10 protein-coding genes are annotated in these 13413 nt (G+C 49.5%); 3 read left to right on the top strand and 7 right to left on the bottom strand.

The annotated features are described in order from the left end of the window. Positions 1 to 98: 98 nt before the first annotated feature. On the bottom strand, positions 99 to 1445 hold the full coding sequence (locus HRU42_RS07035; RefSeq protein ID WP_295029816.1) for a DEAD/DEAH box helicase: 1347 nt from the start codon (positions 1443 to 1445) through the stop codon (positions 99 to 101). Between the two features lie 233 nt (positions 1446 to 1678). After that, entirely contained in the window at positions 1679 to 2929 is a 1251-nt protein-coding gene (locus HRU42_RS07030) for an MFS transporter (protein ID WP_295029815.1), read from the bottom strand. A gap of 98 nt (positions 2930 to 3027) precedes the next feature. Here HRU42_RS07030 and HRU42_RS07025 point away from each other — a divergent pair, with 98 nt between their 5' ends. After that, positions 3028 to 3810 (top strand): helix-turn-helix domain-containing protein, encoded by a 783-nt coding sequence (locus HRU42_RS07025; RefSeq protein ID WP_295029814.1) that lies wholly within the window; start codon positions 3028 to 3030, stop codon positions 3808 to 3810. A gap of 125 nt (positions 3811 to 3935) precedes the next feature. Here HRU42_RS07025 and HRU42_RS07020 read toward each other — a convergent pair whose 3' ends face one another. From HRU42_RS07020 to HRU42_RS07000, 5 genes are all read right to left on the bottom strand, one after another. After that, the gene (locus tag HRU42_RS07020) at positions 3936 to 5018 is read right to left on the bottom strand and encodes a porin (protein ID WP_295029813.1); all 1083 of its coding nucleotides are present in this window, start codon (positions 5016 to 5018) and stop codon (positions 3936 to 3938) included. 119 nt (positions 5019 to 5137) lie between these two features. Continuing rightward, a complete protein-coding gene (gene gcvP / locus HRU42_RS07015) occupies positions 5138 to 8017 on the bottom strand; it encodes an aminomethyl-transferring glycine dehydrogenase (RefSeq protein WP_295029937.1) in 2880 nt (959 codons plus the stop codon). 31 nt (positions 8018 to 8048) lie between these two features. Next, a complete protein-coding gene (gcvH, locus tag HRU42_RS07010) occupies positions 8049 to 8435 on the bottom strand; it encodes a glycine cleavage system protein GcvH (protein ID WP_227490427.1) in 387 nt (128 codons plus the stop codon). A 104-nt stretch (positions 8436 to 8539) separates the two neighbouring features. Beyond that, positions 8540 to 9835 carry a serine hydroxymethyltransferase gene (gene glyA, locus HRU42_RS07005; protein ID WP_295029811.1) on the bottom strand — a complete coding sequence of 432 codons (1296 nt, stop codon included), beginning with the start codon at positions 9833 to 9835 and terminating at the stop codon, positions 8540 to 8542. A 64-nt stretch (positions 9836 to 9899) separates the two neighbouring features. Further along, the gene (locus HRU42_RS07000) at positions 9900 to 10520 is read right to left on the bottom strand and encodes a serine dehydratase beta chain (RefSeq protein ID WP_295029809.1); all 621 of its coding nucleotides are present in this window, start codon (positions 10518 to 10520) and stop codon (positions 9900 to 9902) included. A 297-nt stretch (positions 10521 to 10817) separates the two neighbouring features. On the opposite strand from HRU42_RS07000, the gene HRU42_RS06995 reads away from it, so the two are divergent. Both HRU42_RS06995 and HRU42_RS06990 read left to right on the top strand, forming a co-directional pair. Beyond that, entirely contained in the window at positions 10818 to 11447 is a 630-nt protein-coding gene (locus HRU42_RS06995; RefSeq protein ID WP_295029807.1) for a helix-turn-helix domain-containing protein, read from the top strand. Positions 11448 to 12008: 561 nt separating this feature from the next. Further along, the gene (locus HRU42_RS06990; RefSeq protein WP_295029806.1) at positions 12009 to 13397 is read left to right on the top strand and encodes a sodium:alanine symporter family protein; all 1389 of its coding nucleotides are present in this window, start codon (positions 12009 to 12011) and stop codon (positions 13395 to 13397) included. Positions 13398 to 13413: the final 16 nt, after the last annotated feature.

The following is a 13413-nucleotide window of genomic DNA, read 5'->3' as shown; positions in this document are numbered from 1 at the left end:
TTAGAGTGCTTATTCGAGCGCTTATTCTAAAATACGCGATGGCGTTTAGCCTTTGTTTACTGGATACTTAACTCTTAACTCTTAACTCTGGGTATGAGCTATCGAGCCCAGGGATTAAGCGGCAACTTATTATCGGCTGAGCTGTCTTTTTTGTCAGTTTGTTTAGGTGTCGATGACCTGCTTGAGCCGTGAGTCGACGCGCTGGATGTCGATGCCCCGCGCTTATCTTTTGGCTTAGCCCTGCTATCTTTCGAATCATCTCTAGCCGGCATATTCTTAGGCACGAAATTCAACACCGAGACAGGGACTTCTTTACGTGGCTCGAAGCCTGCAACTACTTTTCTGTCGATCAAGTGATCGAGACGTTTTTCAATCATGCACAGATTCTTGAAGTCATCTTTAGATACCAGAGATATCGCCTCACCGGCGGCGCCCGCGCGTCCGGTACGACCGATACGATGCACGTACTCATCGGCAGGATATGGCAAGTCATAGTTGATCACTAAGGGCAGCTCATCGATATCTATGCCTCGAGCGGAGATCCCGGTAGAGATAAGAAACTGTATTTTACCCGACTTGAAATCCGCCAAGATCTGCTCTCGAATGGCCTGAGCACGACCACTGTGGATGCACTCGGCTTCAATGCCTCGTTTCTCCAGCTGCGTCACTAGCTTAGCCGCGCCGTGTTTAGTCTCGATAAAAATAAGCGCCTGCTGCCAGCTGTTTTCTTTGATCAGATGGCTCAATAACGCCGACTTCTTATCTTTATCCACCGTCACTAACCACTGGTCAATATTGGGTTTACCTTCACTTTTCTTAGTGACGGAGAGCTGAATGGCATTAGGAATGGTCTCTTTGGCAAGCTCCCTGACCTGACGCGATAGGGTCGCCGAAAACAACAGGTTTTGCCTGTCTAGCGGCAAGGTATCTAGGATCTTAGTGATGTCTTCGATAAAGCCCATATCCAGCATTCTGTCGGCTTCATCGAGCACTAGCATTTCGATTTCATCGAAATGAATCGATCTTTGGGTATACAAATCCCTCAAGCGACCCGGAGTGGCGACGACTATGTCTATGCCTTCTATCAAGGCCTGTTTCTGCGGCTCGTAATCGACGCCGCCATATACCGCCAGCGCCTTAAGGTTAAGGTACTTGCCATAAGCCGCTATGCTGTTGCAGACCTGAACCGCGAGCTCCCTTGTGGGAGTGAGAATAAGTGCACGAATACGTTTCTTACGTTGGGTTTCCCCTCTTGCCAACATCTCTAGCATAGGCAATACAAACGTGGCTGTCTTACCGCTGCCCGTCTGGGCTGCCGCGATCAAGTTCTTGCCTTTTAGGGCCAGCGGGATAGCTTCGGCTTGAATTGGCGTTGGCGATGAATAACCTAGCTCGGCTAGGGATGTTAAAATCGGATCGCTTAATCCAAGATTAGAGAATGACATTTTGGGTCTCAACATAATAACGAATAAATAACTGTTTAAGCCTTAGATCACATCAGCTAACGCCAGGCGCTTAGTATGCAACACTCAACATAAAGCACTTAACATAAAGTAATTGTTTAATTGGAAAATGCGGCAAAACAGAGAAAGTGCCGCCATTATAACAGGGCCGAGCCGATAACGAGAAGCGCCATCGGCGTAAAACCGCTAATCTCCCCTTAAAAATGCAGCATCTATCAGCCCTGCCCAGCATCGGCAAGCGACATGGTGACACTCGGCTTATGTTTAATAATGCGATCCCGTCCGGCCAAAAATCCGCACACGCTGCACAGGACACAAGATATCGCACACAAGATTAAGGGTAAGCGCCAACTGCCCGTCGCATCATTCATTGAGCCGATAAGGATCGGACCCGTCGCCCCCAACAGATAACCTACGCACTGGGCCATGCCCGATAATGCGGCCGCTTGATGTGAATGCTCGGTCCTATGGCTGATACAAGACAAGCCGACGATGAAGCCTGCTCCCCCACCAAAACCAAACACCCATACCCACACGGTGGCAAACTGCGGCAGTAACAACAAACCCAATATGCCGATTAAGGCGATAAGTGCTGTGCCGAAGGCGAGCAGGCTCTGATCTTTTAACTTACCCATGATAGGAATGAGCACGATGGCGGGAAGCGCCGATGCCAGTAGCATGAGGCCCGCGTTAAACCCGGCTTCAACCTCTGAATAACCGGCATCTATCAGCATGCTGGGTAACCATCCTATAAGGATATAGGTCACAAATGAGTTGAGACCCAGAAAAAAAGTCAGTTGCCAGGCCAAGGGCGAACGCCACACATAGCTATGGGAATCGAGCTTGGGGCTATTTTTTGCGGTAAGCGTACTATTGCGCACCTGAGGTAACCAAAACAGTATTGCCCCCAGAGGAAACAGGATGATGCTGGCTAGGGCGAAGGCCCAATCAGGCATGAATGGGATGCTTAACTGCTCGGCAAGATTCGACATGGGCACCGCCAGAGCCGAACTTATCGCCGAGCCAATTCCCATGCTAAGCACATACACAGCCGTGAGCGTCGCCACCTTAGTGGGGAAATCACGTTTGAGCAGACTAGGTAAGAGCACATTGGCGATGGCAATCCCGGCTCCGATGACAAGAGTGCCAAACAGGAGTGCGCCGGTCGAACCCAGCGCCCGCACCATGATACCGACAAGGATGAGCACGAGTGCTGCCATTAGCGCGCGTTCCAATCCTAACCTGAGGCCTATTTTAGATGACAAGGGCGACATAAACGCGAAGGCGAGCAAGGGCAAGGTCGTCAATAATCCAGCTTGAGTCGCGGTTAAACTCAGTGAATCTCGGATAGCATCCAGCAAGGGGGCCACGCTGGTGATGGGACCACGCAAGTTAGCCGCTATAAACAAGATCCCCAAGATAAGAAAAATTGATTTAGTGGCCAAGGATTGATGTTCTTTGGTCATGTAACGCTCCAATAAATAATAATAACGCCACTCTAGCCGTTAATTTATTAGCTGAATTAAGCTATATTGACATTTTATTACTAAATACAGTCAAACCTATGGCGTCAGATGCATCATTCTTCGAATTTGATTCGGACCAATATCCACAGAAAGTGGTCTCTTTGAGGTCAAGAGGTGGAGACAGTGAATATGAGACCCCCTTCCATCGGCACAGGAAGGGGCAACTGGTGCTGGCGACTCATGGCCATGTGACCTGTAACATAGACGACGGGATCTGGATGGTGCCGACTCATTGCGCCGTGTGGATCCCGAGTTTGGTGCCCCACAGCAACAGAATATCGCCGGATGCACAGGTCTGCATGCTGTTTATCGACCCTCAATTGCCGAACTTACCACCAAAGAGCTGTACCTTGTCCATCTCTCCCCTGGTAAGAGAGCTGATCTTACACTTGACCAGCTTGGCTCAAGACTACGGGCCCGACAGTGCGACGGCTAAACTGGTCGATGTGCTTATGCATGAGCTCGTCAAGATGCCTACCGAGCAATTTGATTTCCCCATACCTAAGGAGCCAAGACTCAATCAAATCGCTAAGGACTTGATTGCCCAGCCCGATAATAGGGAAACGATTGGCCAGTGGGCGGCGAAATTTGCCATGAGTGAGAGAACCTTATCGCGCCTGGTAAAACAAGAAATCGGCGTCACATTCGGTCGCTGGCGGGGTCAACTGCATATCGTCATCGCACTGCGCGAGCTGTCATCGGGATATACGGTACAGAGGGTATCTGAAGATTTAGGCTATGAGTCGGTCAGCGCATTTATTACGTTTTTCAAGCAGACCTTAGGTCAGCCGCCGAAGCAATATATCAAGGGGTATGCATAATCTGTATTGGCGCTGAGGATAAAAAACGGTACTCGAGGCCAGATGACCCCAAGTACCGAATTGACGTGTTTGTTTGATAAGCTAGCAAAGGTTTCTCACCTATGCTTTATTGACACTCAGTGTGATTAAAATTTATAGTCAAAATCGTAACGCATACCCACCATGATTGAATCATCGGCGTCTCTGTGCTCGAAATCTGTCTTCTGATATTCTAGGAACAGGCGGAAATCCGCAGTTCCCTGCCACTCTAAAGTGGTGTTATAGGCATTATAATTACCCGAGCTCATATCATCGATACCGTCATCGAAGCTAGATGCACCTAGCTTAAGCTTATAGATCTCTGTGATAGCATAAGCACCGACCAGATCCAAGGTCGACCCGTCGACACTGTTGACTTCAGTACCCTGATAGGAAGCCGCCAGATACAAATCGCCGAAGCTCTTCGCTACCGAGACACCTATGCCCGTCTGTTCTTTAACGCCATTGAAGGCGTCAATGTCATATGACTCTTTACTATAATAGGCGACGGCGGCACGCAGCAGGTCACCGTTATAGACCAGACCCGTATTAAAGAAATCACTGTCGTTATCACCATCGAACTGTGAATCAACCGAGAAACTCACGTCACCGAAGTCTTTACGGTAGGTCACTAAGTTATTGACCCGGAACGGACTGGCGCTGTCATAGGCCAGTGGCGTCGCGGCGCGGTTGAAAATATCCACGGGATCGGCAATAAAGCGATATTGCGTCGATGACTGCTTACCGATTGCCACGCGGCCAAAATCGCCCTTTATGCCGACATAAGCTTTACGTGCTTCACCAAAATCACCATTTGCCTGTATGTTGACTTTAAATTCACCCTTGGCAAAACCTGTCAAACCATACCCCAGTTCCTGATCCGCCGCGATACCTATACGGGACAAGGCATCACCCACATCCCACACATCATCGGAGCCCGACATTGTCACCCCGAAGGTGGGTCGTAAAGAACCATAAAAGTTGATGCTATTAGATAAGCTTTGACTCTGCTCACCAGCCTTGTCATCAGTCTTCTCCTGCTCCTCCAGTGTCGCCAAGCGCAGGCGGATCTGATTAAGCTCTGTCTGTAACGCTTCTTTACTCACATCTTCATTATTAGCCTGAAGTCCAAAGGTGGGTAAAGCAATGAGCAAAGGAAGTAATACTGTTTTTGATTTTATATTTAACATTTGTCTTTCCTTAGTACGAGATAAATGCAATGACAGACAGCTCAACTTGACATTACGAAGGCAAAGCGCTCTCCTTAAGGCTGTATGAAACAGCCCCACTGAGAGTGTGTAGAAATGTGTTAACTGTTGGGAGTGCTATCCCGGTAACTGTCTATGCTAGGGCAACTGCAGATCAAGTTGCGATCGCCATAGACGTTATCGATACGATTGGTACTGGGCCAGAACTTGTCCTTGTGGCCATTGAGCCCTGGAAAGCACGCCTGCTGCCGCGAATATGGATGATCCCACTGAGTCTCACTGAGATCTCCCATGGTATGCGGGGCATTAACCAGAGGATTATCACTCAGGTCCCATTCTCCGCTTTCCACCTTGGCGATCTCCGCTCGAATGCTCACCATGGCATGGACAAATTTATCCAGTTCATCCAGTGATTCACTCTCGGTCGGCTCTATCATCAGGGTACCGGCCACTGGGAACGACATGGTAGGCGCATGGAAACCAAAATCCATCAGGCGCTTAGCCACATCTTCCTCACTGATCCCCGAACTCTCCTTAAGAGGACGTAGATCTATGATGCATTCATGGGCCACACGCCCCTCATCTCCCAAATACAGGACAGGATAATGTGGTCGCAGTTTCTCCATCAGGTAGTTGGCATTGAGGATCGCAAGCTCAGTCGCCCGAGTCAGACCCGATGCGCCCATCAAGGCGATATAGGCCCAAGAGATAGGCAGAATCGAGGCACTGCCCAGAGGCGTAGCCGACACGGCTCCCTGGGTATTATGTATACCGTGGCCAGGCAGGAAAGGTGCCAGATGAGATTTAACCCCAATCGGTCCCATCCCAGGACCGCCGCCGCCATGTGGGATACAAAAAGTCTTGTGTAGGTTCAGATGAGACACATCTGAACCAATGAAGCCCGGCGAAGTTAGTCCCACCTGAGCATTCATGTTGGCGCCATCGAGATACACCTGACCGCCCGCCTGATGAACTCGCTCACAGATCTCGCGAATGCCAGCCTCGTAGACACCGTGAGTCGACGGATAAGTGATCATGATGCAAGAGAGTCGATCCTCATGCATGGCGATCTTAGCCGCCAGATCCTCAATATCCACGTTGCCCTTAGCATCACAATTGACGATCACCACCTTCATGGACACCATCGCCGCGCTCGCCGGATTGGTGCCATGAGCCGAACTGGGAATGAGACAGATGTTTCTGTGACTGTCACCACGACTGGCATGATATCTCTGAATCGCGATAAGGCCCGCGTATTCTCCCTGGGCCCCAGAATTTGGTTGCAAAGAGAAGGCATCGTAGCCGGTGACGGCTTTCAGCATCTCACTAAATGACTCGGCTATCTCCTGATACCCCAGACTTTGATCTAGCGGCGCGAAAGGATGCAGCTTACCTAGCTCAGGCCAAGTGACAGGGATCATCTGCGCCGTGGCATTGAGTTTCATGGTGCATGATCCTAAGGGGATCATGCCGTGTGTCAGAGAGAAATCCTTATTTTCTAGTGATTTAAGATACCTAAGCATCTTGGTCTCGCTGTGATAGCGATTAAACACCTCATGGGTCAGATACTCAGACTCTCGAATGCAATTTTCCGGAATGGCGGCAAATTCGTTGGCAGAAACCTTGGCATCTATATCCGCTAAATCCTGAGTCTCACCGGTTATCGCTAGCCACAAGGCCTCGACATCTTCCGCCTTGGTCGTCTCATCGAGACTGATCCCCAAAGCATCGGGCAGCAAACGTAGATTCAAGCCGGCCTCTAGGGCGCGCTCATAGATGGCTTGAGTCTGTTCACCCGTCTTCAGTGTCAAAGTATCGAAGAAGTGCTGATGGCTCAGCTCAATACCCGCAGCCTCGAGTCCGGCGGCTAAGATGGCCGTCATATGATGCACCCGGCGACCTATCTTCTTCAGTCCAGCTGGGCCGTGATACACGGCATAAAATGACGCCATATTGGCGAGTAACGCCTGTGCGGTACAGATATTTGAGGTGGCTTTCTCACGACGAATATGTTGCTCACGGGTCTGCATCGCCATGCGCAGCGCGGGCTTGCCCTTGCTGTCGATGGACACACCTATCACCCTGCCGGGTATGGTGCGCTTGTATTTTTCTTTCGTCGCCATGAAGGCGGCATGTGGGCCACCGAATCCCATTGGCACACCGAAGCGCTGAGCGCTGCCGATCACCAGATCCGCGCCCATCTCGCCCGGAGACTTGAGTACGGTGAGGGCCAGCAGATCACTCGCCACCGCCACTAGGGCTTTCTTACTTTGCACCTGAGATATCAGCTGCTGCAGATCTTGTACCTGGCCAGTAGAGCCCGGATATTGCAGCAAGGCGCCGAAAACATCGAGATCGGCAACCTCAGCCGCCGGAGCCACCAAAATATCGAAGCCAAAATACTCGGCGCGGGTCTTAATCACATCCAAGGTTTGTGGATGCACATCGTCGGCGACGAAAAACAGGTTGCTCTTGCTCTTGCCGGCGCGCTTGCACAGGGACATGGCTTCGGCTGCTGCCGTCGCCTCATCGAGCAATGAAGCATTCGCCAGCTCCATGCCGGTCAGATCCATGATCATCTGCTGATAATTAAGTAGGGCCTCGAGTCGACCCTGAGCAATTTCTGGCTGATATGGCGTGTACGCCGTATACCAACCGGGATTTTCCAGTACATTGCGCAAGATGACATTAGGCACATGAGTATCGTAATACCCTTGACCTATGTAGCTGCGATTGATGATGTTCTTACCGGCAATGCTCTTGAGTGACGCCAACATATCGGCTTCACTCAACGGGCCTGCCAGGGCCATTTCTCCCGGAAGACGAATGTTAGCGGGAACGGTCTGATCGATGAGCGCTGCTATCGACTCGACACCGATAGCGTCTAGCATCACAGCTTGATCTTGTTCACCCGGGCCATTATGGCGAGCTATAAACTCGTCATCAGTTGCCAGTTGCGTGAGTAAACTTAGGGTTTTCATGTCATCTCTAGCCATCTTGTACGCCTCCTATTTAATCTTCGAGGCCAGCGAGATAAGTCTCGTAGCTCATGAGGTTATCCAACTCTGATGGATCAGACAGCTTTATCTTAGCTATCCATCCCTCATCAAATGGTGAATCGTTCACCGTCTCAGGACTGTCATCCAGGACTTCATTGACGGCGATCACCTCACCCGATACTGGCGCATACACATCCGATGCGGCCTTAACCGATTCTATCAAAGAGAAATTTTCCCCGGCAGTAGTGACATCACCCTCTTCGGGTAGTTCCACGAAAACCACGTCGCCTAACAGCTCCTGCGCACGCTTTGAGATGCCAACTAACACAGTGCCATCGCCATTGTCTTTGACCCACTCATGGGTACCGGCAAACTTATAGTTATTTTCAATTGCGTTCATTATTCTTATTCCTGACTTAAATTCATTTTTATTCAACGAGTAACAATATATTTTGAGTCTTGGTAACTCGGACTTGATTCGCCCGAGTTAACCATTTTCCTGAACTATCGATACAAGGGGTATTGCTCACAAAGTGCTTGTACCTGTTGCAGAACTTTTGACTCCACCTCACTATTGTCATCCGGGTTATTGGCTAAACCGTCTAGCACATCGCCTATCCAGTGACCTATCTGAATAAAGTCCTCACGGGAAAAGCCACGAGTGGTGCCCGCCGGCGTGCCCAAGCGTATTCCCGATGTGACCATGGGCTTCTCGGTATCGAAAGGAATGCCATTCTTATTACAGGTGATGCCCGCACGTTCAAGACTTTCCTCCGCACGGTTACCCTTGAGCCCTTTAGGTCTGAGATCCACTAACATCAGGTGAGTATCTGTGCCTTCGGTGACGATATCGCAGCCTCTGGATTGCAGGGTTTGTGCCATGGCCTTAGCATTTTCCAATACTCGAGCGATATACGTCTTAAATTCAGGCTCTAACGCCTCGCCCAGCGCCACAGCCTTGGCCGCGATGACATGCATCAAGGGGCCACCCTGCAGGCCGGGGAACACAGCCGAGTTGATCTTCTTGGCGATATCTTGGTGGTTGGTCAAAATCATACCACCGCGAGGGCCTCGTAATGTCTTATGGGTCGTGGTGGTGACAATGTGTGCATGGGTAAGCGGGTTTTGATGATTACCCGTGGCCACTAAACCGGCGATATGAGCCATATCGACCATAAGATAAGCCCCCACTTCATCGGCAATGGCCCTGAAGCGTGCAAAATCAAGTTCACGGGGGATCGCTGAGCCACCAGCGATGATCATCGCCGGCTTATGCTCTCTGGCCAGGGCTTCGACTTGCTCGAAATCCACCAGACAATCTTCCTGCTTCACTCCATATTGAATGGCATTGAACCACTTGCCAGATTGCGCTGGGCGAGCGCCATGGGTCAAGTGACCACCGGCATCCAGAGACATGCCTAATATCGTATCTCCTGGCTGCAGCAACGCCTGAAAAACCGCGCCGTTTGCCTGAGCACCTGAATGAGGTTGCACATTGACAAATTCGGCGCCAAATAACGCCTTGGCTCTGTCTATGGCCAGTTGCTCGACGATGTCGACAAACTCACAGCCCCCATAATAGCGGCGTCCCGGATAGCCTTCGGCGTACTTATTGGTCAGCGAGGTGCCCTGCGCTTCCATGACTGCCTTAGACACTATGTTTTCCGAGGCGATCAATTCAATCTGCTGCTCCTGACGCTGGGACTCCAGCTCAATTGCGCCTTGAATTTCTCCGTCGGTGGCGGCAAGGCCTGCACCGAAAAAATGCTCTAGTTCGTGTGAGTTATACTGGCTTTTCATTATTAAGTTCCTTTAATTAGTAAGCAATGACATTGATCGCTCTTACCGCGCCTTTGTGTTGCGCTCAATTCTGTGAGAGTAATTTATTTTCTGACTGTTTGTCGCCTAGAGCAGCCTCATTGGCAAAGGCTAACTCGGCATGAGTGAGCCCGGTTTGCTCACAATGTGATAACAATTCACGGTCACTCAAATTGGGGGTCGCTAATGTCGAGCTTAAGCGCTGTTGTGGGTCATCCTCCCCGACTGAGAAGTAGGTTCGACTCAGCACGAGTCCCCCCTCTGCATTCAAGGCTTTTATTGTCATGGCATTGGGATGCTCTGGCAACGAAGTGTCATAATGAAAGATGAGGTCTTCTTCCGATGAGAAGTCGATCCAACGTTTACCCGACAAAGGCAGCTCACCGGTATCTTTAACCAGGGCCAACAGGCCGGGAATCTTATCGGCATCGAGACACCCGGGCGATTCCGCCATCAGACCCAATACACAGGCATTATCTGTAGCATGGCCTCTTCCTGTGAGTGCCAGAGAGCCAAATAACTCTACTCGCACCTTATCGACTTCTTGCAACAGGTCCTGATTCACCAGTTCTTTTGCGAAACGATTCGCCGCAAGCATAGGGCCTACCGTGTGAGAACTCGATGGTCCTATGCCAAGCTTAAATAAATCAAAAATACTGTGAGCCATAACTAGGGTCTCCTGAGGATGAATGTCTTGATCCCGATCACGTTTACAACATATCAGGCTTATTTTTTATTAACAACAAAAAAGTTTCCTATTGGAAACTTTTGATGAAAACTGAATATTTATGCAAGGTCAAATAGGCAGGATAAATGTCCACTAAGAAGGACTTACATGGATAATGAAGCTTCTAAGTCGATAAACTAGAGCTGATCACACGTGAATTCCCCTCATCTCGGTTCATGAAGTGTCAGGAATATGTAACAATGAATCAATTGAATAAAATATAGGTCGATTTATCCCATGATTGAGAACGAAGTCACCGATGCGTATCCCTCTATCGCCCTAACAAGAAATGAAGGTGGCGAGAGTAAAGTAGCATCCGTAAACATAGGCGAGCAGCTCAAGGCCATCAGAACCAAGAATAAACTGACTCTGGAAGAAGCTAGCAAACTCACAGGATTAGCCAAGTCCACCCTGTCTAAGATTGAAAATGAACAGATATCACCGACTTTTATGGTGATGCAGAAGTTGGCGGCTGGGCTGGAAATTGACCTGCCTCAGCTATTCACTAAACCTAAAACGATGCAGGCAACCGGACGCAGAGACATCACCAAGGCAGGAGAAGGAAAACAACAACTCACTCCGACTTATGAGCATGAATTACTCTCGACTCAACTGACTAACAAGAAGATGTTGCCCTACAAGACCTGCGTCCACTCACGCTCATTCGATGAATATGGTGATTGGGTACGCCACGAAGGTGAGGAATTTCTCTATGTTCTCGCTGGACAAATACAACTCCTCACTGAATTTTATGAGCCAGTCACCTTAAATGTTGGCGATTCAGCCTATTACGATGCCACCATGGGACACGCCGTGATATCACTCAGCAAGGATGACGCCCATATTTTGTGGATCACCTCATCTTGAACTCGCGGGTTCTGAATCTATGACGTAACGGCTTGGCCCTAGTTCCACAAAGACCAAGCCATCAAAACAGACTTCACCGACAAACGATGTGCCCTTCTCACGTCTGTTCAATTCGCCTCTCACGCCTCCATAAGAGCTGGAAATCAGCCATAAATACTTAATAAATCTAAGAAACTGTATCCAATATCCCCTAGTTCCCTCTCTCCCTTTAGGAATAAATAATCGCTAATATTGGAAAATAATCTAAAACCCACTCACAATCCAAACTTAGAAAAATAAAAAACCAGATTGACTTAACCCTTACTATTCAGTTAGTTAAGGTCGAAATACATGTTTACCAACTAAATTAACAAAAATTAAACCTTGTGCTTTTTCTCTAAATTGACTAATTTTTTCCTATCGGAAACTTTAACAAGCGGATTGTTCGGGTTTTCGATGATTGACGCAGAATTAAAAAATAAATAGAAACAGTAGTAAAAAATAAATAGAAGCAGTAATAAAAAACCAAATAGAAGCAGTTTGGATGCATCCTAAAAAATTATAAAAAATTAAGAGGTTCTCGTGGAAACTATTACAAGTGCACTATCTTATATCAATGGAATTGTCTGGGGAGTACCCATGCTGGCCGTTATTCTCGGCGTGGGCTTATTCCTAACTATCGGCCTCAAGATGATGCCGATCCTAAAGCTCAGCACCGGGTTTAAACTGCTCTGGAGTGGACGAGCCCCTAACAAAGACAAACAAATTAAAGGAGAAATCACTCCGTTCAACGCCCTGATGACCTCACTGTCAGCCACCATAGGTACAGGTAATATTGCCGGTGTTGCCACGGCCATCTTCCTCGGTGGCCCAGGCGCGCTATTCTGGATGTGGTGTACCGCACTGGTTGGTATGGCGACTAAGTTTGCCGAAGCCGTACTGGCAGTCAAATACCGTGAAGTTGACGAAAATGGCAACATGAGCGGCGGGCCCATGTACTACATCAAGAACGGCCTCTCGAGCAAATGGACCTGGCTAGCCACCGCATTCGCATTATTCGGCTCCATCGCAGGTTTTGGCATAGGCAATACGGTGCAAGCCAACTCGGTGGCTAACGCACTGGATGTCAACTTCGGTATCGATCCTTGGATCACTGGCCTCGTCATGATGGTGCTCGTCGGCCTAGTGCTCATGGGGGGTATCAGACGCATCGCCGATGTCGCAGGCAAGCTAGTTCCCCTGATGGCGACCTTCTACATCGCCGCTGGTGTCGTGGTCCTCGCCGTTCATTCTGCAGAAATTCCTGCAGCCTTGACGCTTATCTTTACTACTGCATTTACGGGGACGGCTGCCGAAGGTGGATTCGCCGGTGCTGCGGTATGGGCTGCTATCCGATTCGGTGTGGCCCGTGGCGTATTCTCCAACGAAGCGGGCCTAGGTAGTGCGCCAATAGCTCACGCTGCCGCGAAGACTAACGACCCTGTCGCTCAGGGTCTAGTAGCCATGCTAGGTACCTTCATCGATACCTTAATCGTATGTACCATCACAGGTTTGGCTATCGTCGTCTCTGGCGAGTGGACCAGTGGTCAAACTGGCGCCGCGCTCACATCTGCCGCCTTCGCCAGTGCCATTCCTTATGGCAACTTTATTGTCGCCATCGCCTTGTCCGTCTTCGCCTTTACGACCATCTTAGGCTGGAGTGTATACAGCGAAAAATGTGTGCAATACCTGCTCGGCCCTAAAGCTGTCAAGCCCTTTCGTGTGCTGTGGATCTTAGTCGTGCCAATTGGCGCCGTAGGATCATTAGAGTTCATCTGGTTATTGGCCGACACGCTCAACGCCATGATGGCCATTCCAAACCTGATCGCCTTAGTGCTGCTTAGCCCAGTCGTGTTCAAGCTGAGTAAAGAGTATTTCAAATCTAAGAGCCGCATCGATGAAGATGATAACGGTGCGAAAGAGCCAGGTTAAGGCTAGTCACGCCGCA

Source organism: Shewanella sp., assembly GCF_013214165.1.
Taxonomy (GTDB): Bacteria; Pseudomonadota; Gammaproteobacteria; order Enterobacterales; family Shewanellaceae; genus Shewanella.
Note: the sequence above shows the minus strand (reverse complement) of the source record. Positions and strands in the feature narration are given on the sequence as shown.

What these genes read in the sequence shown, in the direction of transcription:
- HRU42_RS07035 (WP_295029816.1), bottom strand. Translation starts at nt 1,445, where the DNA reads ATGTCATTCTCTAATCTTGGATTAAGCGATCCGATTTTAACATCCCTA.
- HRU42_RS07030 (WP_295029815.1), bottom strand. Translation starts at nt 2,929, where the DNA reads ATGACCAAAGAACATCAATCCTTGGCCACTAAATCAATTTTTCTTATC.
- HRU42_RS07025 (WP_295029814.1), top strand. Translation starts at nt 3,028, where the DNA reads ATGGCGTCAGATGCATCATTCTTCGAATTTGATTCGGACCAATATCCA.
- HRU42_RS07020 (WP_295029813.1), bottom strand. Translation starts at nt 5,018, where the DNA reads ATGTTAAATATAAAATCAAAAACAGTATTACTTCCTTTGCTCATTGCT.
- gcvP (WP_295029937.1), bottom strand. Translation starts at nt 8,017, where the DNA reads ATGAAAACCCTAAGTTTACTCACGCAACTGGCAACTGATGACGAGTTT.
- gcvH (WP_227490427.1), bottom strand. Translation starts at nt 8,435, where the DNA reads ATGAACGCAATTGAAAATAACTATAAGTTTGCCGGTACCCATGAGTGG.
- glyA (WP_295029811.1), bottom strand. Translation starts at nt 9,835, where the DNA reads ATGAAAAGCCAGTATAACTCACACGAACTAGAGCATTTTTTCGGTGCA.
- HRU42_RS07000 (WP_295029809.1), bottom strand. Translation starts at nt 10,520, where the DNA reads ATGGCTCACAGTATTTTTGATTTATTTAAGCTTGGCATAGGACCATCG.
- HRU42_RS06995 (WP_295029807.1), top strand. Translation starts at nt 10,818, where the DNA reads ATGATTGAGAACGAAGTCACCGATGCGTATCCCTCTATCGCCCTAACA.